The sequence below is a fragment of the Algoriphagus pacificus genome, from assembly GCF_017254845.1.
In the GTDB taxonomy this organism is placed as follows: Bacteria; Bacteroidota; Bacteroidia; order Cytophagales; family Cyclobacteriaceae; genus Algoriphagus; species Algoriphagus pacificus.
The window spans coordinates 50,450-75,749 of record NZ_JAFKCU010000005.1; the positions used below are offsets into that span (position 1 = coordinate 50,450).

14 protein-coding genes are annotated in these 25,300 nt (G+C 39.3%); 3 read left to right on the forward strand and 11 right to left on the reverse strand.

All coding sequences use genetic code 11. The features are described 5' to 3' along the window. Positions 1-9 precede the first annotated feature (9 nt). The 3 genes from J0A69_RS17885 to J0A69_RS17895 form a co-directional block, all read right to left on the reverse strand. Entirely contained in the window at positions 10-2,412 is a 2,403-nt protein-coding gene (locus tag J0A69_RS17885) for an ABC transporter permease (RefSeq protein ID WP_206587990.1), read from the reverse strand. 249 nt (positions 2,413-2,661) lie between these two features. After that, positions 2,662-4,011: a Gfo/Idh/MocA family protein gene (locus J0A69_RS17890; protein ID WP_206587991.1), complete on the reverse strand. Its 1,350-nt coding sequence runs from the start codon at positions 4,009-4,011 to the stop codon at positions 2,662-2,664. A gap of 20 nt (positions 4,012-4,031) precedes the next feature. Continuing rightward, positions 4,032-4,697 carry a 3-keto-disaccharide hydrolase gene (locus tag J0A69_RS17895; RefSeq protein WP_206587992.1) on the reverse strand — a complete coding sequence of 222 codons (666 nt, stop codon included), beginning with the start codon at positions 4,695-4,697 and terminating at the stop codon, positions 4,032-4,034. 290 nt (positions 4,698-4,987) lie between these two features. On the opposite strand from J0A69_RS17895, the gene J0A69_RS17900 reads away from it, so the two are divergent. Together J0A69_RS17900 and J0A69_RS17905 are read left to right on the forward strand one after the other, a co-directional pair. Beyond that, positions 4,988-6,058, forward strand: coding sequence for a PA0069 family radical SAM protein (locus tag J0A69_RS17900; protein ID WP_206587993.1), 1,071 nt, complete (start codon positions 4,988-4,990; stop codon positions 6,056-6,058). Positions 6,059-6,086: 28 nt separating this feature from the next. Continuing rightward, positions 6,087-7,037, forward strand: a complete 951-nt coding sequence (locus J0A69_RS17905) for a hypothetical protein (protein ID WP_206587994.1) — start codon at positions 6,087-6,089, stop codon at positions 7,035-7,037. Between the two features lie 19 nt (positions 7,038-7,056). On the opposite strand, the gene J0A69_RS17910 is transcribed toward J0A69_RS17905, so the two are convergent. From J0A69_RS17910 to J0A69_RS17945, 8 genes are all read right to left on the reverse strand, one after another. Beyond that, on the reverse strand, positions 7,057-9,468 hold the full coding sequence (locus tag J0A69_RS17910; RefSeq protein ID WP_206587995.1) for an ABC transporter permease: 2,412 nt from the start codon (positions 9,466-9,468) through the stop codon (positions 7,057-7,059). Positions 9,469-9,525: 57 nt separating this feature from the next. After that, complete coding sequence (locus tag J0A69_RS17915) at positions 9,526-11,937, reverse strand: ABC transporter permease (protein WP_206587996.1); 2,412 nt, start codon at positions 11,935-11,937, stop codon at positions 9,526-9,528. Between the two features lie 48 nt (positions 11,938-11,985). Next, positions 11,986-14,430 carry an ABC transporter permease gene (locus tag J0A69_RS17920; protein ID WP_206587997.1) on the reverse strand — a complete coding sequence of 815 codons (2,445 nt, stop codon included), beginning with the start codon at positions 14,428-14,430 and terminating at the stop codon, positions 11,986-11,988. Positions 14,431-14,483: 53 nt separating this feature from the next. Then, the gene (locus J0A69_RS17925; protein ID WP_206587998.1) at positions 14,484-16,955 is read right to left on the reverse strand and encodes an ABC transporter permease; all 2,472 of its coding nucleotides are present in this window, start codon (positions 16,953-16,955) and stop codon (positions 14,484-14,486) included. Between the two features lie 240 nt (positions 16,956-17,195). Then, positions 17,196-18,128: a DUF4097 family beta strand repeat-containing protein gene (locus J0A69_RS17930; RefSeq protein WP_206587999.1), complete on the reverse strand. Its 933-nt coding sequence runs from the start codon at positions 18,126-18,128 to the stop codon at positions 17,196-17,198. A 244-nt stretch (positions 18,129-18,372) separates the two neighbouring features. Beyond that, positions 18,373-20,811, reverse strand: coding sequence for an ABC transporter permease (locus J0A69_RS17935; RefSeq protein WP_206588000.1), 2,439 nt, complete (start codon positions 20,809-20,811; stop codon positions 18,373-18,375). Positions 20,812-21,066: 255 nt separating this feature from the next. Further along, positions 21,067-21,708 carry a response regulator gene (locus J0A69_RS17940; RefSeq protein ID WP_206588001.1) on the reverse strand — a complete coding sequence of 214 codons (642 nt, stop codon included), beginning with the start codon at positions 21,706-21,708 and terminating at the stop codon, positions 21,067-21,069. A 19-nt stretch (positions 21,709-21,727) separates the two neighbouring features. Beyond that, entirely contained in the window at positions 21,728-23,599 is a 1,872-nt protein-coding gene (locus J0A69_RS17945; RefSeq protein ID WP_206588002.1) for an ATP-binding protein, read from the reverse strand. A gap of 286 nt (positions 23,600-23,885) precedes the next feature. On the opposite strand from J0A69_RS17945, the gene J0A69_RS17950 reads away from it, so the two are divergent. Continuing rightward, the gene (locus J0A69_RS17950) at positions 23,886-25,256 is read left to right on the forward strand and encodes an adenylate/guanylate cyclase domain-containing protein (RefSeq protein ID WP_206588003.1); all 1,371 of its coding nucleotides are present in this window, start codon (positions 23,886-23,888) and stop codon (positions 25,254-25,256) included. Positions 25,257-25,300: the final 44 nt, after the last annotated feature.

Genomic DNA, 25,300 nt, shown 5'->3' on the forward strand with positions numbered 1-25,300 from the left:
ATGTGTTGATTAATCGCTTTTGAGTGTTTTTGCAGGATTAAGTGAGTAAACTTTCCAGCTTCTGTAAGCTATCGTGGCGATTGCCAGGATGAAAACAAGTCCAATCGCAATCAGGTAAGGCCAAACACTTGGCTTGGTTTGATTGGCAAAATCCTGAAGCCAATTATTGGAAAACCAGATCCCAAAACCTATGGCCATGACAGCAGAAAATCCAAGTAATTTCAGAAAATCAGCAGCTAAGACAGAAACCACATTGCCTTGAGTTGCACCCAAAACTTTCCTAATACTTATTTCTCTTGTTCTTCTTAAGGCCACGTAGCTCACTAATCCAAAGAGTCCCATGCAGGCAATGAAAATGGCTATCCCTGAAAATAAACCGAATATCCAACCGGCTTTTTGCTCGGAGCTATACATTTGATTGTAGGCCTGATCTACGAAAACTGGATTAAATGGTCTTTCTGGCACCATTTCTTTCCAGACATTTTCCAAACTAGCCAAATGAGCTGCAGGATCACCTGCTGGTAATTTCACTAAAAGAACATTGGATTGGTCAGGATCATTGAAAATAACCAAAGGACCCACTTGATGGTGTAGGCTATTGAAATAGAAATCTTTGACGACTCCTTTGATTTCGGAATTCTGGTTGAATCCAATATTGATTATTTTCCCAACTGCTTCTTCTGCAGTCCAACCCATTTCCTTAGCGGAAGACTCGTTGATAATTACAGGGAATCTCTGATTTGCATCTTCCAAATCCTGTCTATTGATATCTGTCTCAGAAAAACTACTTCCGGCAAGCAATTCCAAATCAATAGTCTGGATGATATCCTTATCTACAGAATATCCTGTGATCATAAATTCACGTTGATTATCGCCTCCTGGAAAAACTCTGTAGCCAGCCTTAATGTGAATAGGCATATCTGCTGCCCTTGCAATGGCACTCGCTCCTCCAGATCTTAGCATTTCATTTTTAATGCTTTCGATCCCATTTCGCATATTGTAATGATAGCTTAGAGACACAAGGTGCTCTTTATCGTATCCAAGATTGACCTCTTTCATGTAATCCAATTGGCTTTTTACCACAAAAGTGGAAATCAATAAGCCCATGGAAACAAAAAACTGGAACACCACAAGTGATTTTCTAACCCAAGCTCCACCTCCCATTTTGGTCTTATTTGCCAAAGCTTTAATGGGCTCCATACTTGAGAGAATCAAAGAAGGATACAATCCTGCCAAAACCCCGATCAAAACGATGAATGCTATTAATAGTGTAATTCCCAATGGTGAAAACACCAAGCTTAAATCCAATGGCACACCGCTTAACGAAGAGAATTTTACAGAAACCAGATAGAGCACCAGGATACTCAGTAGAGTTGAAGCCAAAGTCAAAAGCATGGATTCCGAAACAAACTGACCAAATAATTGGCCTCTGCCCGCTCCCATTGCTTTTCGAAGTCCGACTTCCTTGTTTCTTTCTGTTGCTTCGGCAGTTGCTAGGTTGACATAATTAATTATACCAATCGCAATCAGTAATAGCGCCACGATCCCAAAAATGTAAATGTAGCGGATATCGGCGCCAGGTTTAATTGATCCCAAAGTTTGATCGCCCAGATGGATCTGGGTAACAGGCTGAATAAAAAAGGCTGTCTCATAGCCATATTCTGCCAAGTCTTTTCCCAAATATTTATCTACAATTTGTTCCAGTTTACCCTCAAAAATCTGAGGATCAGAACCTGATTTCAACTTCACATAGGTATAATAATTACTCGGAGACCATTCTGGAGAAGTGCCATGTCTATGCGTTTTGAAAGACCCTAAAAAATCAAAATCAATGTGACTATTGGAGGGAAAATCTTCCACCACACCAGTTACCTCATATTCTTTACTGTCAATTTTAATTGATTTTCCTGTTGCTGAAGCTGCATTTCCAAAATATCGTTCTGCAGTAGTTTGAGTCAAAACAATCTGATTTGGCTCAGAAAGCGCCTTTTTTGGATCACCAGACAGAAGATTGAAATCAAAAACATTAAAGAAGTTCTCATCAGCGTATGCAAATTTCTTTTCCTCTTGGTTTCCCTGACCTGCATCAACCATCACAGTTGAGAAAATGCTTAAGTCAAAAATCAATGTGCCGGTTTCTACTTCCGGAACCTCATCAATCAGCGTAGGAATTAAGCTTGATGGTGTGGATGATACCAATTGAGCTTCACCTTCAGATCTGAATTCCTGATTGAGTCGGTAAATGCGGTTGTAATCCGCATACATTTTATCATAACTCCACTCATGATTGATGTAAAGGCAAATCGCCAAAAAGCTGACAATGGCAATGGTCAGGCCTAATAAATTGATTCCTGTATAAAGCTTTCGCTTCTGCAGGTTTCTAATAGAAACTTTTAAGTAATTTTTCCACATAGTTTCTCCAGGTTGAATGGTTTCTTCTCATTAATTGGTTTCCAGTTTTGTGCCACAAAAAAAAGCCCCTGAAATAGCTTCAGAGGCATTTTTTATCATTCAACCCTATTGTTTTCTCGAACATTTTTGTTCGCTGGCGGACGAAACAAAATATCAAACGATAATTTCAAAGTCCCAATTTTTAATTCTTAGCTAAAGACCGTGCTTCGGTTGAAATGATGTTTCGGTCAATTATATTCCTTCTATCTTTTAGAACTTTCTATATTTTCCGTCCAAGAACTCATTGGCATCTTTTTCAGAAAATCTTGCTTTTTTACTATCCCAGTGAAGCGTTTGATTTGGGAATCTGCCCGCAATCACACCCAGCAAAATAGTCTCTGTCAACCTAGCTGCATAAGAAAAAGGTGCGCTACACTCGTCTTTGCCCAAGCAGGCATCCACAAACTGATGGTAGTGCTTTTTGCTTTCTGCATCGTAATCTTTTACAGGCTTACCTAAGTTAAACGACTCAATGTCCATTTCAACATATTTTCCATCCACTATTTTTCTTGGAAGCTGCTGGAAATGTGGAAGCAACAATCTACCTTCTTCTCCAATAAACATGGCACCTTGATCAGGTAATTCATCTCCATTAGGAAGAATCAAATCTTCATGGTCAGCCGGAGCACCTGTTCCATCATACCATACCCACTTTAATTTTTCAGTAGTTTGAGGAGTTCCTGGGAACTCATAAGTAACGGTGTTATGCTCTGGGAATCCAAAACCAGTAGGAACTCGACATTCATTAATGATGGTTTCCGGAACATCCAATTGAAGTGCATTGTATGGCGTATCAAAAATATGCACCCCCATATCACCAAGAGTCCCACAACCATAATCCATGATTTTTCTCCAATTTCCCGGATGATAATATCCTTCTTTGAAAGGTCTTTCAGGAGCAGTTCCCTGCCATAAATTCCAATTCAGAGTAGCTGGTACCGGATCTGAACCCATTGGCTCAGGACCATCAAATCCCCAGTTTTTAGGAGACCAAGCTCTTACAGTATGAACTTTTCCAATGATCCCAGATTGGATCAAAAGTGTCGCTAATTTATAATCATAGAATGAATGAACCTGAATTCCCATTTGGGTTACCAGATTTTTCTTTTCAGCCACCTTTCTCATTTCTCTAGCCTCAGAAACATGATGTGTCAAAGGCTTCTGGCAATAAACAGGCTTATCCATTTTCATGGCCATCAAAGAAGCTGGAGCATGTGTATGGTCTGGAGTTGAGACAACTACAGCGTCAATTTCATCTTCCATTTCTTTCAGAAGAACCCTATAGTCTTCATAAGTTTTAGCATTAGGATGAAGGGCTTTTGCTCTTTCCAAAGCCACACTATCCACGTCGCATAAAGCCACGACATCTACTAATTCATGGGAAGAAATCGCATCCAAATCTGCCATTCCCATTCCTCCAAGTCCAATATGCGCAGTCCTTAATCTTCCTTCTGCATTCAGTTTTCCTAAAAATGAAGGAGCCAAAGCGGCTCCAAGAATACCGATCCCACTTTTCTTGACAAAGTCTCTGCGATCCATGATGGTTATTTTCTTACTCATATCTATGTTTTATAACTTGATTATTTTAATTCTTTGATTCTAATATTTTTGAAACGGACCACATCTCCATGTCCTAGGAATCCTATATGCCCCATGTGTCTTTGTAATCCAGGATGATCTTTTCCGTCTAAAGTTCCGTTTTTGCTGGCTTCCAAATAATCGCCCTCCAAGATAGTAGTCCCATTCAAAATAACTTTGATTTTCGGGTGTTGAACGATCACTTCTTCTTCATTCCATTCCCCTACTGGCTTTAAATATCCTCTTTTTGCAGGAATCACGCCATAAACTGATCCGTGATATTGATATTCATGCAATTCGGCATATTTCTCTGCTGTATTGTCCAAAATCTGGATTTCTTTTCCCACATAAGCAGCATCTCCTTCTAAAGGTGCGTGAATACCCAAGCCATTGTTGCCACCTGGAGTCAATTGAAACTCAAACTTCAGAATAAAATCTCCATACTCTTTCTCGGTGTATAGATTACCGCCTCCGGTACCCTTAGGATCAATAACAATCATCCCATCCTGAGCCAGATAGGAAGTCTTATTTCCTACCCATCCTTCCAGATTTGTCCCATTAAACAAAGAGGTAAAACCTGCTTCATCTGCAGCTTTTTGAGCATAAGAATATGAAATGGATAACAGGCACAGAATTACCGTCATCAAACTAAAAATCGATCTTTTCATCATAAGGGCTTATTGCTTAAATAGATTCATTGGTAAATGAAAAGACAATTTAATGGAACAATGGTAATTATTATAAAAAACTTATTTAAAAATTTTATTTTGGAACAAAAGAGTTCTATTATTTTTTAGAAAAAGATGATTTAAGCTGCTTTCCTATCCCTCTTCCAAAACAGACGAAACAAATCGTTAATTATTATTAGAAGCAATCAATTCAAAAAGCATGACATCCTACGTCATCTTCATCTGTAGAATTTTTACAGGGCCTTCTCGTTAGGTAAATTGTTAGCAAGATGGAAAGTCAAGAATTGAATGAGAAGTATTTCAAAGGAAGAGGTTCACAGATAAAACCCGAAAACCGATTCCTTACAAATCACTATGTGTCTGAGCATATAGAAGGGATCGACGAACCTATGATTCAAAGTCCATTGACGAAACTCTTTTATGAAAATCCCAAAACCATCGTCAATAAGATCAACAGCCCGGATCTAAGAATGCTTTATTCCCTGAATGCTTATCAGGGTTGTGAACATGGCTGCAGTTATTGCTATGCCAGAAACACCCATGAATTTTATGGCTTTGATGCGGGATTGGACTTCGAAAGCAAGATCATGATCAAGCGGAATGCAGTTCAGCTTTTGGAGCAACTATTCGGCAAACCGAGTTGGAAACCTGCCCCGATTAGTCTCTCTGGAAATACCGATTGTTATCAGCCTTTGGAAAGAAAATTTGAGCTGACCCGGAATCTTTTAAAGAGTTTTTTACGCTACAGACATCCGGTGGGACTCATTACCAAAAACAGTTTGATCCTCAGAGATCTGGATATTTTGAAAGACTTGGCAAGTGAAAACTTGGTCCATGTTTATATTTCCGTGACTACGCTGGACGAAAGTCTGCGAAGGAAAATGGAACCTAGAACTGCCAGTGGTCTGAAACGCATCAAAACTATTGAGGAACTGGCAAAGGCAGATATTCCTGTGGGTGTCATGAATGCTCCCATTATTCCGGGTCTAAATCATCATGAAATACCAACAATTCTCAAAGCTTCAGCAGATCATGGAGCCTTGGCAGCAGGAATGACTATTGTTCGGTTGAATGGCAGCGTTGCTCCAGTTTTTGAGGATTGGTTGCTGAAAAATTTTCCAGATCGATTTGACAAAGTCTGGAATAAAATCAAGTCCATGCATGGAGGTCAAGTCAGTGATTCAAAATTTGGTCGGAGAATGACCGGTGAAGGAAGAGAAGCAGAAATGATCCAGCAGCTATTCAAAACCTGTAAGAAAAAGTATTTTGAAGGACGTAGTTTTCCTGAATATGATTTGACGAAATTTAGAAGAAATGGCAATTTGAATCTATTCCATTAAGTAGATTTACCACGCTAAAAAGAAAAGAATGGCCTTGCTCCCTTTCCTATATTTTATGCTTGCTAGTGCTTTAGCAAGTATTTTTCAAAATGAACAGAATCACAATGAATCTTTGCCCTTAGCAGTGAAATATCCATTTGATCAAGGCATTGAAGACGATCCAAATGTGATTTTCTCAGAAAACTTCGAAGGGGATTTAAACAGCATTTTTGCCAAGTATACTGACATTCTAAATTACGAAGGAATGCATCTGGATAGTCTAGATGTACCAGCCACCAGGTCAAAAGCTTTAGTCATGACAAATTCTGGTTCCGAAAATCATGGAGGGCATTTATTCAAAAAGTTTGAAAAAGGCTTCGAAGGGACTGTTTTTATCCGGTATTATGTGAAATATCCCAAGAGCTCCCAAGGCTATATCCATCACGAATCTGTCTGGGTAGGAGGTTCCTCTCCTGCCCTTCCTTACCCCAAACCTAGTGCTGGCACATGCGATCTTGGTGGGGAGCGATTTTCAGTGAGTTACGAACCGATCCAAGACAGAAGAATGGATTCTTACATTTATTGGGGAGGGATGAAAGCTGGAGCTCAAGGAAAATGCTATGGGAATGATCTAATCAATGGAAGTCCAAAAGCAAAAGAACTAGTTTGGGATGAGTGGATGTGCGTAGAATTGATGATCAAACTCAATGATCCCGTCAACTCCAAAAACGGTGAGTTGAAAATCTGGCAAGATGGAGTTGAAGTTGGGCATTGGGGACCAGGTTTTCCGAATGGGCATTGGGATAAGGATTCCTGGTTTAATGACCCAGAAGGCGAAGCATTTGAGGGATTTCAATGGAGAAATAATCCATCTTTGAATCTTAACTATCTATGGTTTGAATTTTTTGACGACACCACTCCCAAAGGTGAGTCGCATCATATCAAATTTGCCAATCTTGTAATGGCCAGAAGTTACATCGGACCAATTAGTACGAATTAATTTTCTGCTAAATCAATTTTTATTCATCCTTCAAAACTTTGGCAGGATTGGATTGCGCCGCTACGAAAGAGTGAAGCCCGACAATAATCAAACAAACGATCATGACTCCCAAACCGGAAATGGCAAATAAGAAATACGGCATTTCAACTCGGTATTGGAAACCATTTAGCCAGTCATTTAAGAAATAATAGGCTGGGTAGATAGCTAGTACAAAAGATACTAAAACCAATAAAACATAGTCTTTTGAAATCAAGCCTAAGATCTGAAGAATCGTCGCTCCCAATACTTTTCTGATACTGATTTCTTTGGTTCGCTGGGCGATGGTGAATGAGGAAAGTCCAAACAATCCCAAGCACGAAATCAGGATTGCTAAACCACAGGCAAGCCCTAATACATTTCGGATTTTCAAGTCCTCCTCATAAAATCTCCCGATCTCATCATCCAAAAACTTAAAAGTCTGATTTTCGGACGCTATCACTTCCTTGTATACTTTTTCCAAGCCAAGTTTTGCTTCAGCCAGATTTATATTGTCTTGGAGCTTCACATTGATAGATCTAAAAACTTCAGGCTGGTATACCATTAAAATTGGCCTGATTTCCTCTCTCAAAGTTCGGGAATGGTAGTTTTTCACAACCCCGACAATTGTCTTTTCTTCTCCGGAAAACTTCATTTTTTGACCCACTAATTCTTCTGGTCTGTTAACAAAAACCTGCTTCATGAATACTTCATTAACAAGTACTTCATCCTCTCGGTTTTGGCTGGTTCTACCCGCCAAAAGTTCAAGTCCATTCACCTCCACGAAGGCTGAATCCATGTTTTTGATCTGAACAAAAAAGTCTAATTCTGCGGTATCCAGTTGATATTGAGCATCTGAAGTCCACAAACTGGTAGAAGAAACCAGATCCCCACTGAGACTCGCCCTTTTCACATAACTCAATTGATTTAACCGATCCCTCAAAAGTTCAAACTTATCCGAGTCTCCTCTATATGGAAGGGAGGAGTAAAGGATGGCCTTACTGTTAAATCCTAAGGGTTGGCTTGAGACATATTTCAGTTGATAGGAAATAACTGAAACAAGAATGATAAATGAGATGGAACTGGCAAACTGTAGGACAGTCAGGTTTTTTCGAAGGAAAACTCCCAATGAGAATTTATTGGATTGCTTCACCTCTCCTTTTAAAGCCCGTTGTGGTTGGTAGCTTACTAAAATAAGCGCAGGATAGATTCCGGAAAAAACTGTGAGGATAAAAGTAAAGCCAAAGGTGAATAGAACATTCTCCGTTGTCAAAAAGTCAAATACTATCCCTTTTGGCAAATAAGAATCAAAAGAAGCTATCAAAACCTCAACCAAAAGAAAAGATAGGATCGTGGCACTCAATACAATCAGATAGGTTTCTGTCAGAAATTGAAAAATCAGTTGGGATTTATTTCCACCCAAGGTTTTCCTGATCCCAACTTCCTTCGCCCGACCGATGGCTTGTGCTGTTTCTAGATTGACAAAATTCAGGCAAGCCAGAATCAAAATAATTATCCCAATTACCAAGAGCCCATTTAAGAAGGTCTTTGAAACAGAATTGTCGTCATAGGTTTGTCCAAAATGGACCGCACTCAATGGTTCTGCTTTGAAGGTTGTTTCAGCATCTTCTTGATCACTCAGGTTTTTGGAAACGATCTCAGCTAGGCCTTTATTGATACTGCTTTCCTCTATGCCATCAACAGTTCTAATATAAAGCTGGCTACTGGAATTGACATTATCCCAATTTTCAAAAGCATACCGATTCTTATTGGCAGAGACTGAAATCGTAGAAAATGAAATGAAGTCAGTAAAAATAAAATCAGTATTCTCAGTATAATCCTTCACTACTCCACTTACTTCAGTAAACATGGTATCTGTTTCGGTATAAAGAATTTCTTTTCCCAAGACCTCGTTCATTTCCAAGCCTGGAAAGTATTTCCTAGCGGAAGATTCTGTCAAAACAACTTTGTAAGGTTCCTGAAGGGAGGTAGTTGGATCTCCAGCAATCCATTCTCTTTTAAAAATCTCGAAAAAACCCGGAGTCGCCAGAATCACATTATTGGTTCTCCCAAAATCCTTTTCAGGGGACTGAACCACTACTTTTGCCTGATAAGTCGTGTAAAATCTTGCTTTTGCATCAACCCCAGAAATTTCTTGGTCAACCACCTCTCCCAAAGGGACAGGAGTTCCTGAGTTAGGATAAACTTCACCTCCACCAAAATCCGTCACAGTTGTCACTCGGTAGATATTTTCGGCTTTAGGGTGAAAATTATCAAAACTGTAAGAATACCAGAGTATGTTAAAAATCAACAGACAAATTGAAACGCCAATTGATAGACCCAAAACATGGATCAGGCTTCTCGTTTTGTTTTTGAAGATATTTCTAAAGGCGATTTTAAAGTAGTTTTTCAACATGGTTTTGTCTTTTATCCCTACTGAAGGAGGCTAAGGTTTTAGAAAATAGTAATCTTTTCATTCATCCTTCAGAACCTTTGCAGGATTCGTCTGTGAAGCATTGAAAGCATGCAACCCGACGATGGTCAAACAAACGATCAAAATAAATAAACCAGAGATGACAAAAAGGCCATAAGGCATATTAATCTTGAATGCATAAATACTGAGAAATTGATTGGCAAAGAACCATGCGATCCCAGAGGCAATTGCAAAAGCTATCCCGATCAATAAAACATATTCCCTGCTGATCAATACAAGCACTTGCGTGATAGTTGCACCTAAGACTTTTCGGATTCCGATTTCTTTAGTGCGCTGAGCAATAGTAAATGAAGACAGTCCGAAGAGCCCCAAACAAGAGATCAGAATAGCCAAAAAGGAAGAAAAACCCATCACATTTCTAAGCTTCTGATCATCTTCGTAAAACTTGGCAATTACTTCATCCAGGAACTTGAACTCAGAAGATTCCAATGGATACATTTCCTTATATAATTGATCCATTTTTTCTTTTGCCATCCTGATATCTGACCCCTTCTCTAGTTTCACACTGATCAATGAAGAATATTCCGGTTCGTAAACCATCAAAAGGGGCTTGATTTCTGATCTTAAACTCAGCGAATGAAAATCATTGGTCACTCCTTGAATAACCCGTGTGATACCATCATAGTAAAAACTTTGCCCAACAGCTTCTTCAGGATTAGCAAAACCATATTTTTTCACAAAAGCATTATTGACCAGCACTTGATCTGCTGTGTTGGAAATATTCTTCCCAGCAATGATTTTCACACCATTAACCGCCACAAAAGCAGAATCAATCAGTTTATTCTGAACCTCTAGGTTTTGAGTTGTGGAATCCACTGCAAGCTCCACCTCAACTGAAGAATAGCTATTGGATGACACTAAATCATCAGTGAAGGACACTCCTCTCACAAAAGACTCCTGACTTAATCGCTCTTTAAAAGTTTCAACTCGATTTAATTCATCTCTAAAGGGAGTAGAAACATACATCACGGCTTCCTTATCGAAACCCATTTCCTGTTGACTCATAAAGCGAAGCTGGCTATTCACCACCAAGACCATAATCACAAAAGCGATGGAACAAGTAAACTGGATTACAGTAAGATTTTTTCTCAAGAAAATTCCAAAAGAAAACTTACCAGTTTGGGTACGCTCTCCTTTTAAAGCTCGCTGCGGATCGTATTTCCCCAAAATCAAAGCAGGATAAATTCCAGCCAGGAAAGTCAATAAAATTGAGAATGCAAGTAAAAAACCCAGATTCACCCAGGAGAAATAATTGACCTGGAAACCTTCTGGCAAATAATCCTTTGACAATACTTTGAGGATTTCTACCAAACCAAAAGAGATGACAGTGGCCACTAGTACGATCACAAAGGTTTCCGAAAGGAACTGATTGGTCAATTGTGCTCTGTTTCCTCCCAAAGTCTTTCTGATCCCTACTTCTTTGGCTCGATTGATAGCATGCGCAGTTTCCAGATTGATGAAATTCAAGCAAGCCAAAACCAAAATAATTGCTCCCAAAATCATGAGTCCATTAAGAATCAATCGATTTGCTGGCTGGTTTAAATACAAGGCATCAGTAAAATGAACTTCAGAAATAGGTTGCATGGCATGGGTCCTTTCATCATCACCTTCCATTTCGATGTATTTAGAAACCATTGCAGGAAACTCACTTTCTAAGCTGGATGGATCAACATTCTCGGGAATTTTGACAAAAAGCTGCGAATTGGAAGTCACTGCATCCCAACTATCGATGTTGAATCTGGACTTATTTTTCATCGTCTCAATGGAACTCATAGAGACAAAGCTTCCGAACTCCAAGTCTGAGTTTTCTGGATATGTTTTTACAATTCCGGTAACGACTGCCGAAATGCTATCCTGATTGAAATAAACGATTTCTTGCCCGATGATCTCTTCCGGAGATAGGTCGGGGAAATAACTCTTTGCCGTTTCTTCTGACAACACCGTGGAATTAGGTTTGACCAGCGCCTGATCCTCCGATCCAATCACCCATTCTCTAGGGAATACTTTGAAAAAATCCTCAGAAGCCAGTAAAACTCCTTTTTGCCTGCCCAGATTGGTATCTCTTGATGGAATCCCGATTATAGTTTCACTCAGCGTATAGATGTGAGTGCTTTCTTCAATTCCTGAAATCTCTTCTTCAATTTGCTCACCCAAAGGAAATGGCACTCCAGGATTGGGGTAGATATTTCCTCTATAAATAGACTGTGTGGTCACTCTGAAAATCCTATCTCCATCTGGATGAAACTTATCAAAGCTATGCGCATGAAACACCACATTGAAAATCAAAAAACAGATAGAAATTCCTATTGAAAGACCCAAAACATGAATGGCTGTCCTAAACTTATTTCGAAGGATATTTCTCCAAGCTATTTTAAAGTAATTTTTTAACATGTTTCTCTGATTTGCCCCTTTGTCTTTTCTTTTTTTTCTAATTGGAAACTACTCGTCTTTCAACGTTTTCACTGGATTCATCTGTGTTGCCTTGAAAGCTTGAGCAGATACAATCATCAGGGTAAACACAATCCCTCCAATTGCCAAAAGCACGAAATTCATATAGGAAGGCCATTCTTTGATGGCAAATTGGGCCAACCAGCTTTGCATTAAATACAAACTCAGCGGTAAAGCGATCAGCACTCCTGCAACAGTAATCATAAGAAACTCCCGATTAAACATCCAGGAAATACTCAAACTGGAAGCGCCCAATACTTTTCTGATTCCGATTTCTTTGGTGCGACCGGCAATGCTCAAAGCTGCCATTGCAAACAATCCCATTGCTGCGATCAAAATGGCTATCCCGGCAGCTAAAAACACCATTTTACCCAAACGTTCATCCGCTTTGTATTGCTCCTCAACAGTTTGATCCAAGAAACTAAAACTGAATGCCTCCAATGGAAAAATACGCTCCCATTCACCTTCTAGCATCGATCTGAAAGCTTCGAAATCATTTCCTGTTCCTTTTACAAGCACTTTGGGATTAGTAGATGAACTGATGCTGAGCATATTGATCCCACTGAAGAAAGTAGCAGGATTTTTAACTAGCAGCACTGGTTCAATTTCTTTGTATAGTGAATTGTGATGAAAATCTTTCACAACGCCTACAATCTGATGTGGATCGAATTGAGTATTTGGCATCATTTCACCCAAAGGATCATTCCAGTCCATAGCTTTTGCAAAAGCCTCATTGATGATGAAAGCACTGCTGTCAGCTCCAGGATCTGGATTAAATGCTCTTCCTTCTACCATTTCCAATCCAAGGGTATTGATATAATCTCCTCCGACAAAATTTACTCTAAAATCGAACTGATCCCCATTCTCCAATGCAAAACCTGCGTCCCAAAATGCCTCATCTCCATAAGTAGAAACAGTAATACCCGCAGTTTGGACTTCGGATCTTCCAATTAAGGCTTGACGATATAATTCTGCCTGCTGGAAACCCAGTTGAATGGAGCTGACAAAACTTTTGGTAGGAACATACGGTACGTCAACCAAGACCACCATTTCCTGATCAAATCCCAAGTCATAATTCCGGATCGCATTCATCTGATTCACCATGATCAAAGTCGATGCGATAAGCAGGAATGAAATGAAAAACTGAAAAGCAACCAATCCTTTTCTAAGTGCTTGTTTTCCAAAATGCATGGAAAGGTTTCCTTTTAGCACTTTGATCGGTCTCAAGTTAGACATGAAAAATGCAGGGTAAGCACCTGCCATTGCAGTAATCAGCACAACCAATCCAAATAAAATCAAGATTTGAACTGGACCATAAACTAGCGTCAGTTCTTTCTCAAAGAGATTGTTAAAAGTAGGCACCAATAGCTCTGCCAATACCAACCCCAATACTAAAGCAGTCACAGTTGTCAGAAATGCTTCCGTCAAAAACTGAAATACCAATTGGCTAAAATCTGCCCCCATGGTTTTTCTTACCCCAACTTCTTTTGCCCTGGTAGTGGATCTTCCGATCGCCATCGTGGTGAAATTGATACAGGCTATCAAGAGAATGAGAAATGCAATCCCTGCCAATATCCACAACAACTTAGGGCGTGTAGTTTCAGCCATTCCGGAATTGGTATCATCCGTCAAATGAATTTCAGACATAGGCTGAAGGGTGAAATAGTAGGTCCCTTCTTCATAATCTTCTCCCAAAACCTTTTTCATCATGGCATCCACACCAGCTTCGATGGAGGCCTTGGAGCTTGCAGAATTCAGTTTTACATAGGCCTCACCATAGACATTGAACCAGTTATTTTGATTTTGCTCGGCAATGTTGAAATCCAGGTTTTGATCATTCATCAAGATCTCAAACTGAATACTGGAATTGGCTGGGACATTTTCAAGAAGACCAGTAACTCGGTACTCCTCATAGTTATCACCCATTTTCAAGCGGATTGATTTACCAATTGGATTGGCTTCACCAAAATATTTCTTGGCCACTTCTTCAGTGACCACAATCCCGAATTTGTCATTCAGCACTTGATTTTTATTTCCTTCGATCAAATCAAAATCGAAGATTTCCAGAAAGTCTGGACTCACCATCAACAATCTTTGGTTTTGAGTAGTTGACTCATCCAAATAGGCCTGGGCCGAGCTGGAAATCATCCGGGTTATGTTTTCAATCTGAGGAAACTCATTTTCAAAAGTTGGCGCCGTGATAATCGGTGTTGAAAAAGAAGAAAACTCCTCTCCCTCGTTGACCTCATGCCTTTTCAACCTAAAAATCCGTTCGCTGTCCTCATGAAAATCATCAAAGCTCGCCTCGAACTGAACAAAGAAAAATATCAAAATACTGACCCCGAGACCTAGCGTAAGCCCGATCAGGTTTATCCCCGTATGCAACTTGTTTTTCAGGAGATTGCGAAGAGCGATTTTAAAATAATTCTTAAACATTGTATTAATGGTTTATTTTTTTGAATCAGATTTTAAATCTCAAACTGGATTTCTTATTCATTTTTAATGGCATCTACTGGATTTGCCAATGCAGTTTTTAAAGACTGAATCGATACGGTAGAATATGCCAAAATCACAGAGATAGCAGCAGAAATAAGGAAGAACCAAATAGAAATCGGAACTTTAAAAGCAAACTGATCCAGCCATTCCTGCATGAGATAATAGCCCAAAGGCAAAGCAATCAGCAAGGAAACTCCAACGAGTATCAAAAATTCGGAAGTAAGCTTATTCACAATCGTCATAGCTGAGGCTCCAAGTACCCTTCGGATTCCAATCTCTTTTCTTCTGGATTCTGCGGTGAAAATCGACAATCCCAATAGCCCTAAGCAGGAAATCATCAATGTCAGGAAAGCAAATGATCCCAATAGTGTACTGGTTTGTGCCTGCTGTTTGTATTGCATGGCGATGTCATCATCGAGAAAATTGTAATCAAACGGCAATCCTTCATTGACAGCTTTCCAAGTGCCTTTTAACTGATCCAGAAGTTCTGGATTAATACCTTGGTCTGCTTTGATTAAGACATGTCTGGTTCCATCAAATGCTGCATTTTTCGCAGGTAAAAAGACTGTAGGCTGAATAGAATACCTCAAATCGCGCGTGTGATAGTCTTGGACCACACCCACAATATTTCCATTGTAGTTGGAGTATAGCTCGCCATTTTCTTCGGTAAAAACTCTCAAATCAGCTCCTAAAACATTGTCCAGATCTTTTTCCATCCATTCCACAGCAGCCTCATTGATGATCATGGCCACATTGTTCAGGTCAGGAAACCTTCCTCGCATTAATTTGGAAATGCCTCGATCTGCACTTTCATCAATGAACTCCCTACCTACCAATACCGGAACACCCAAAGTTTCAAAGAAACCTTCGTCCACATATTGCACATTGATTCCTTTTCTCACTCCTTCCTTGATTCCCGGATAATCTGCAGATGGATTCCAACCAGTATCCACTCCCGGTCTATCACTTGAAAAATGAACTGCCCCTACTCCCGGAATAGCTGAAAGCTCTTGTTTCAAAACATCTGCTTTTTCCTTTGCCAGCTCCCCCATTTTTACAGAAACTAATCCATCCGGATCAAATCCCATAGAGGCATTGGTCATAAACTGATGCTGGTAGAATGCGACTGAAGCACAGAAAACAAGAAGCGTGGATAATACAAATTGGAATACAACCAGAGATTTTCTCAAGACTGATTTCCCTTTGCTCAAAGGAGACTGTTTCAGGATCATTTCTGGCTTCAAACCAGAAAGGTAAAATGCTGGGAAAATACCTGCCAAAACCGATGAACTGATCCAAATTCCAATTAAAAGAAGTTGTAACTGACTATCTCCAATCAGGTCAATCTGGATTTTCAAGGAAATACTTGACTCGATCAGAGGGACAAAGACATAAACCAGAATGAGCCCCAAAATCATGGAAATAGCATTGATCAAAAAGGACTCAGCCAAAAACTGAGCAATCAATTGCGTTCTATGAGCACCATTCACCTTTCGAATTCCGATTTCCTTCATTCGTTTGATTGCTCGTGCAGTGGCAAGGTTGATAAAGTTGATGCAAGCCAAAACCAAGACGAAAATGCCAATGGAAAGGAAAATCCAAAGCGTCTGCTCAGACATTGTCGGAGTCAATTCCCCTTGAAAACCGGATTGGGTATGAACTTCAGTAATAGGCTGTAAAAAATGAACATAAGACTTCGCCTCCTCAGGATTTCTATAGTTCGGATTGATTTCAGGAATCTTTGCACTGATCGAAGAAGGATCCTGCTGTTGGTTTACCTTGACATAGGTATAAGTCTGAGGCCACCAAAAACTTCCAAAATCAGCCGTTAAAGGAAAGTCATTGAATGCTTTAAAGGAATTCATACTAGAAACAAGATCGAATTCCAAGTGAGTATTAGAAGGCATTTTCTTCAAAACTCCTCTTACTTCGAATGAAAAATCTCCGGTTGAGATCAAAACCTTTCCAATCGGATCCGCATCTCCAAAGTATTTTGTTGCTAGTTCTTCTGTGATTACCACCTGATAAGGATTTTCAAAAACTCCTTTCCAACTTCCTTTGCTCAGTTCAAATCCAAAAATTCTGTCGAAACCTTCGTCTGCAAAAATAAAGTGGTCTTCACGGAAGCGTTCGTCAGGAGCAATCCCATCTGGAGCATATAAATAAGAACTGATTTGAGTCAGGCTGACCACTTCATCAAGTTTTCCCTCAAATTCCTTTCGCAGCATTGGCGCCACGGCACCGCCTACCCAAGCCCAGGAATTAGTTTTTTGAACTTCTTGCACCACTCGAAAAACCTGCTCTGAATCAGGGTGAAAAGTATCATAGGATTTTTCGTGCTTGACAAAAGCCAATAAGATCAGGCAACAAGCCAAACCAACAGATAAGCCTAGCACATTGATTAGGGAAAATGATTTTTGCCTAACCAAATTTCTCCAGGCGATTTTAAAGTAGTTTTTTAACATAGAATTAAACCTTTAGCGTAAAGTCTTTCTTGTTTTCTTATTGGAAGAGCTTTTTCAATAGAAATTGAGTAGCTGCATGCCAAATCCTATTTCAGACTATTCTAGTTAATTCTACTTTTATGCCATGAAAAAACCTCCAAAACAGCTTGTAATGGAGGTTCTTGGAAATAATCTTAAAATAATGCGGACAAATTTGTTCGCTTGCGGACTATCTAATTGTATCGCATTAGATGAAATTTATTAGTTGAAAAACTCAAGGTTAATACTTCCCCCAGAGCTTTCCATATTCAAAACTGATCCTCCGCCATTTAATTTCCCTACGATCAGATCACGCTTGATCTCTCCACTGAAGTTTGGAAGCTTGGTATTGACTCTTCCACCTCTCAGATTTAAATCCAATCCCAATCCCTCTGGAATTCTAGCAGTAATGCTTCCACCGGAAGATCTGAAATTCAAATCCTGATCAACTCTCAATAAACTTGCACGGATAGATCCACCACTAGTACTGGCATTGATTCCTCCAGAAATATCATCAACGCTAACGCTTCCACCAGAAGTTCTCACACTTAGCATTCCTGTCATTCCATTGATTTTCACTGCTCCACCACTGGTTTCCACATCTACATCACCCATGAATTCTTCTAGAGAAAATGACCCCCCAGAACTACGGGTACTTACTTTACCTCCTGATTCTGCTATTCTGATACTGCCTCCTGAGGTGGCTACAGTTTGACTTCCCTGAACACCATAAATTGAAATTGAGCCTCCACTGGACTTAAACTCGGAAGAGATTTCTGTAGGTGCCATGATCTTAAAAGAAAGCTGTAAACGTTCCCCTCTCTTCCAGTTTGAATTGTTATTACTTTTTACTTTGACAGAAACCGTATTTCCACTTTGATCAATGGTGATATTATAATTCTCCAGTAATCTTTCCACTTCTGCATTGCCTGGGTTCATTTCTTCCCCATTCAATTTTACATACATTTCTACCTCTATTTCATTTCCATTTCCACCAGCGACAGAAACACTCGCTCCTGAGGTTTCCACATCCAGCATGGCATTAGAAGAGACTTGAAATTGCTTCTTCAAGTAAGGTTCCGCAGCAAATGACTCCAATGAAAAAATCATTAGGGTCAATAAAAATGCTGCTTTCAGATTCATTCCTATTTTCATGGTTTTTGATTAAAATTATTGATTGACACGTTTTCAAAGGATTACTCCTACTCTAATTAATTCTAATTTGATGCCAATCAAAATCCACTAAATCAAGCTCTAAAGCCATTTTTTGAAGAAACAGCTGGATTTTATTCGAACAGCATTGTCCGATTTTGGGCAAAATTATTTTCCAGTTTTCAGTGATCAGTACACAATAATCAGAAGCATAAAACCCATTTTACCATTTTAACTATTATTTAGCCTATTCATTTTTCAAACTCTCAATCGGGTTGATAACAGCTGCACGGTAGGCCTGCGAAAATATGATCCCAATACTGATCAAAAGGATTACAGCTACTCCAATTCCAATAGGTACCACTCCGATACTGACTCTGGATGCAAAAAACTCCAACCAGAAATTATTGATGAAATAAGCAGTAGGAACTGCCAGAAGAATAGCTACTCCGAGCAACTTCAAAAAGCCTTTGGAAAGCAAGAAGATAATCTGAGAAATACTTGAACCCAAGGTTTTTCGGATTCCAATCTCTTTGATTCTGGTTTGAGCCGTGTAAGTGGCCATACCCAACAATCCCAAACAGGAAACAAAGATTGCCAAGAAGGAAATCAAACCAATGACGGCCATCACATCTCCCAAAACCTGATGAATAAACAGAAGTTCCTGATCCAGATATTTGTATGAGAACTTAGAATCCGGATTTACTTCTTTCCAGGTTGACTCCAAAGAAGCGATTGTTTGGGCTTGATTCGCACCCGAAACTTTCACCAATGCAAATCCCAAGGCATCATTTCTATTTCTTAAAACCAAGCTTTGCATAGGCCTATCAGGAGATAGAAATTGGAAATCTTTTACGACACCGGCAATCTGAACATTTTTAAAATCTCCTCCATCTTCTAATGCCAATTGCTTCCCCACAGCTTCCTCACTGCTCCCCAGATTAAAACTATTGACAGCAGATTCATTGATTAAGATGAGATTATCACTTCCTTCTACAGGCAGATTTTTCCCGGAAACTAGCTCTAGATCCAAAACATCCACAACTCCACTGTTAACATCAAAAAAGTTGGTTTCCAAGCTATCCAATGGATAATCAGGATTGATCACTTCAGTGCCAAAATTCCATCCTCCAGCTGGGATAAGAGAAGATCCACCTACTGAAGAAACAGCTGGATTGGAATTCAATGCCTGCGCAAACCTTGCATAATTTTCAGGTTTGTAAAGTTTCACAGTCACCACATTTTCCTTATCAAATCCATAATCAAAATTCAAAATATGTTTTGCCTGGGATTGAATCAAAACCACAGAAATGATGAAAATAAGTGAGATGGAAAACTGAATCACTAGCAAAACATTTCTCAAACCCATGCTTTTGAAAAGTCGAACGCCGCTCAGTTTATTGAAAAGGTTGACTGGATTTAGTTTTGCAACATAAGTAGCTGGAAGCACTCCTGCTACTATCCCAACCAAAATGCTAAAGCCAATAAATACCAAAATCCCTGGTATACTTTGCTTTAAGGATATTTTGAGATATTGATTAAAAGTCAAACCGTCCATCCCGCTTTCCAGAATCTGAAGCATCAAAAAGGCAAAGAATAAAGAGCAAAGAGAAATGACTACCGCCTCCGTTATAAACTGGGCAAAAATCTGTCTTTTATTAGCTCCCGAAACTTTCCTGATTCCTACCTCTTTCACGCGGGTCAAAGCCCGGGCAACAGACATGTTGGTGTAATTCAAACATGCAGAAAACATCACGATCAGACACAGAATCGACAAAATCAACAAGACAACTTTTGGAATTGACACATGCGTCGTATTACCAATAAAACCAATTGGAGTAATCTCACTTAGAGCTACAGCCTTAAAAGAATGTTTGTTATCATACTTATCCCCATAAATTTCTTCCGAGATATTATCCAGATTTGCCTGTAAATCCTCTTTGCCATTCCCTTCTTTTAAAAGCACATAAGTATAATTTGACCAGACATTTTCCCAGTTATTTTCTGAGAATCTGAGCGCTCCTTCTGGAAGAGATTTCATCGTACTGAGAGAAGCAAATAATTTGAAAGGAAGATGGGTTTTTCCTGGTGTTGGATTCAAAACCCCTGTAATGGTAAAATACCCAAAATCAGTTTCTGTATTCCCTTCCTCAATATCCAAAGCCCGCATATCTTTATCATGGAAAGCAACCGTTTTACCTAGAGCTGATTCATCTTTGAAAAGGATTTCTGCCATATCGGATGAAATCACAAGTGAGTAAGGTTCTTCCAATGCTGTATTTGGATCTCCTTCCTTGAATGAAAAATCCAGAATTTTGAAAATGTTGGCATCAGCGAAATATCCTCCACCCGTTGCAAATTTCTCATCATAAATCACATCTCCTCCAATTTCACTATTCAGGGCAGCCGCTTCTTCAATGATAGGATAGTCACTTTTCAGTTTCTCTGCCAAAGGCAAAGCCGAACTGGCTGTTTCGCCATTGTTCTGCTGATATCTAGTAGTGTGAACCCGATAAATCCTATCCTTTTTACTGTGATAGGTATCGTAACTGTATTGATCCATCAGGATCATAATGATGAGGAGACAGACGGACATGCTGACAGCTAGTCCAAGGATATTGATGAAACTAAAGGACATGTTCCTTTTTAGGTTTCTCCAGGCGAGGATGATGTAATTTCTAAGCATATACTTTTAGATGAAAATGTGTGGAAAAAAGTTACAGACTCAAGTCCCTCCTTTTTCCACCTATTCAATCCCGTATTTTTATGCCATTTTGAAAAAATCTTTAAATCACTGTTTTTAAGCTATTTATTTAAAAATCCCTGCTCTTTTCCGAACAGCTATGTTCGGAATTGGGCAAGATTCTAGCTAAAAAAATCTTGTTCTTTATTCTGTATTTCTGTGGGGTGAAAAAATTAAATACAGACTAATTTTCCACCTTTAGATCAAACCCCAATCAACCGCTTTTTTGATCATTCCAACAGAGTTTTTTACATCCATCTTCACAAACAAATTTCGCTTGTGAGTAGCCACTGTATTGGTGCTTACGAATAGTGCATCTGCGATTTCCTGTGTGGTAAATTCTTGCGCGATTAATTTCACCACTTCAATTTCTCGCTTGGTGATTTTCGGAATTTCTCCTTCTCTGGGTTTTGGGTTATCATGGAGACTTTCAATCATTTTCTCGGTCAAATGTGCACTCAGAACTTTCTTTCCTTCAAAGGCATCTTTGATTCCTTGAATGAGATATTCTTTGGATGCATTTTTAAGCAAATAACCTGTAGCTCCTACTTTAAACAAAGAGGTTATAATACTTCCTTCGTCGTTGGTTGTCAGCATGATGACTCTGACATCCGGATGTGATTTATTTACATGCATGGTAGTTTCCAAGCCATCCATAACGGGCATTTGCAAATCGAGCAAAAGAACATCCACTGGTTCATTTTTCAGGAATTCCAGCACCTCTAATCCATTGTTTGCAGTTCCAACCACCTCTATGGATTTGTCTTTTGCAAAAATAGCCTTCAATCCATCCAACATGATTTGATGGTCATCAGCCAATAGAACTTTGATCTTTTCCATATACATTTCAATTACATGATTACCCTTCAGTTGTGGGATGAAGCGGTATATTGATAGTTACTAATGTTCCGACTCCCGGTCTACTATTTATATCATAAGTACCGCCAATAAATTCTGTTCTGAATGCAATACTTTTCAAACCCATTCCCTTTTCCGGATCAACACTTTTTGGATCAAAACCAACTCCATCATCTTCAATTGTCAAGTCAAACCATTCATCTGAATAGGTTATCTGAACAGAGACTTCCGAGGCATTGGCATATTTCACGATATTGTTCAAAGCCTCTTGGACGATCCTATAGAGCATGACATTCGTGTTGTCATCAAATGTTTTTTCAATACCATGCACATGGAATTCGGCATCAAATGCATGAGTCGCATCCATTTTCAGGACCAGATCCTCCAAGGCTTTTCTTAGCCCAAGCTTTTTCAATGCCTGAGGCATCATTTCATGGGCAATTTTTCTGACTTCAGTACAGGCCTCGTCGATCATTTGACTCGCCGAACCAAATAATTTCTTTGAATTATTGTCGTCAAAATTGATTTGAATACTTCCGAAATTCACCTTCAAAGTAGAAAGCAGATTTCCCAGCCCGTCATGAAGATCCCTTGCAATCCTAGACCTTTCCTTTTCTTGACCTTCCAGCATGGATCGCATGGATACAATCTGCTGCTCGCGATGAGCTTCATTGAGTTCAAGTTGTGCAGATTTGACTCGGTTCTGGTAATACAGAAACCCGATTATGGAAATCAGAAACAACCCTGCTAGAGATATTATTAATAGAGTCACTTGCACTTGCTTTTTTTGGTTTAATACTTCTTCTTCTAATAATCTGATAGTCAGTTGGTCTTTTTCAAATTTGACCTTTAAGTCTGCCATCGCTTCCAGACTACTCTCACTTAATTTATATTCTTCTAATATTTTCTTTTGTTCTAAAAGGAGTTCATATGCAGCTTCATAATTTCGATTCAATACAAATCTCCTTCTCTTTACATCCATGATAGATTCCTGGATGCCGATGCGATCTTTTATACCCTTGGTATTTTCTGCATTTTCAATGAGCTGAAGGGAACTTAGGAAACCATTTTTATTTAAAATTCCATGGATAACCAACGTATCATTTCCTTGCTCAGCTGCATCATACATCATTGAAGCAATGCTTAGCATGGACTCAACAACACCTATATTATTTGCTGATTTTCTATGTTCATACCCTTTTAAATAATTTTGAGTTGCCAGCACCAAATCACCTTTCATTCGGTAGCATTCACCCAAACCTTGATATAATCTCGCTATGTCTATGTGGGAAATGGGATTTTCATTGATTCTAAATTGAAGCGCTGTGGAGAATTTCTCGATAGCCTCACCAACATTCCCTCTGGTATATTCAGCGATAGCCCAATTATTTAATACTGCTGCTTTTCGTTCTTCATTTTCAATCTCAGAGTAATAATCATATGCTTTTTGGTATGACTCATTGGCATCATCCAAGGATCCATATTCCATCAAAATGGTGCCTTTCGTATCGAACACATAGCCTAAGCCGTAGTAATCGCCTATCGAAGTAAAGGTAGTCGCTGCACTATCCAAATAAGCTGACTTTTTGTCCATCTCATCCAAGCCATGACACCAGGCTAAGCGGTGATAGGCTTTTCCGATTAACCTTGGACTCTTAAGTTTCTTCGCCAATTCCAGCCCCTTTTGAGCATACATTTCCGACTCATTTCCTGCATAAAGAACATAGGCAATTCTCAGGTAGGTCTCAGTCTTTAAGGAATCCTCCGGCATCAATTCAACCAAATTTTTCAAGCTATCAAGCTCATTGGATTGAGCCATAGCAAGTTTACCGGTCAATAGAAGAATGAAAATAAAAAGCCTTTTTACCTGCATTTCAGGATTTTTTTAATTGGAAAAAAACTAAAACTCTATGCTTTCTCTCCACTTGGAAAGTGAATAGTCAACCTAGGAAAATCACTTGATCAAAGTTATCCAATTCTGATTTTCTCACAACACCCAAAAGAATGACTCTTTAGTATCACACAATTGTGTGAGAAAAGCTCTACTAGAAGGATGATTTTTAGAAATCATTGTATAGGGTGTCAAATAAAAAATGGAGGCCATCTACCTTTGGATCGTTCGTTAAGTCATTTTTTATCAACTACTTATATTTTACATCATGTCAAATAAAATCATTTATTCAGCAATCAATCGACAAGTTGATTTTAATCCAATGGGGCAAACGCTCCTGGATATATCGATTGCCAATAAGATACCTCATATGCATGAATGTGGTGGTCATGGTATCTGTACAACCTGTAGAGTACGAGTGTTGGATGGAATCCAAAATCTCAGTCCTAAAACTGAATATGAAAAATCAAGTTGCCATGCCCGCAAGTGGGATCCATCTATAAGACTAGCTTGTCAGGCTAGACCTAAAGGAGATGTTTCATTACAGCGACTGATTTGGTCCAGTGGAGAGGTCAACAACCTTCAAAAAGAACTGGTGCCTCAGGGAAGAGCTGAAGAGCGGCCAATTGCCATCCTATTTTGCGACTTGAGGAATTACACCCAGCTCTCCGAGAAAAATTTCAATTTCGATATCGCCTACATGTTAAATAAGTTCTATACCGCTTTGGGAGAACCAATTCTCATGAATAATGGGATTATCTATCAATATGCGGGAGATGAAATTGTTGGGGTTTTTGGGACAACCGGGGGAACAGCTGAGAAAAACTGTGAGGATGCCGTAAGAGCTGCTCTAGGAATGCAATACGCGCTGGATATTCTCAACAAATCCGAACTCAAGGATATTGAGGTCAAACTAAAATGCGGAATAGGGATCAATTTCGGAACAGCATTTTTGGGACTTTTGGGTCATCCTACTTTTAAGCAGTTCTCCGTGATCGGTGATCCAGTCAATGTGGCCAGTAGAATTCAAAACGAGACAAAAGCCACTCAAACGTCCATACTTATTTCTGACACTGTTTATGAAAACCTCAATCGTGAAGCTTTCGAAATCGGGCAGATTTTCAATAACAAAGTAGCAGGAAAAGAAGATCCTTTAAAGCTTTTAGAACTCATAGGATTCAAGGAAATGAATCTTCAGTTGGAGTTGCAATCCTCTCTAAACACCATGCTAGAAGATGAAGACCTATTTGCCACAATTTTTTATCAAAAAGTCTTCGAAATGGCACCAGGTGTCAGAGCACTTTTCAGGAATAACCTGACAGATCAAGGGAGGTTATTGACCCACATGTTGGGTGGAATCGTCTATTCACTTTCCAGACCGGAGCATTTGAAGAAAGGCCTTGAAAAACTGGGGCAAAGTCATGTCCATTATGGGGTCAAAGCGGAATATTATCCTGTCGTCAAAAAGGCCATGATCGAGACAATAGAAGAGGTCATGGGAGAAAACAAAACTTCCAGAACGATTGAGGCATGGAATACTGCGCTCGATTTCGTGATCGATACGATGAAATCACACGCTTATCCTTCGACTGGCAAAACAGCACACCAGGAAGAAGCACCCAAAATCATATCCAAGTAGGCTTAAAGCAATTTTTAATACCATCACTAGTAAAACTTATAATC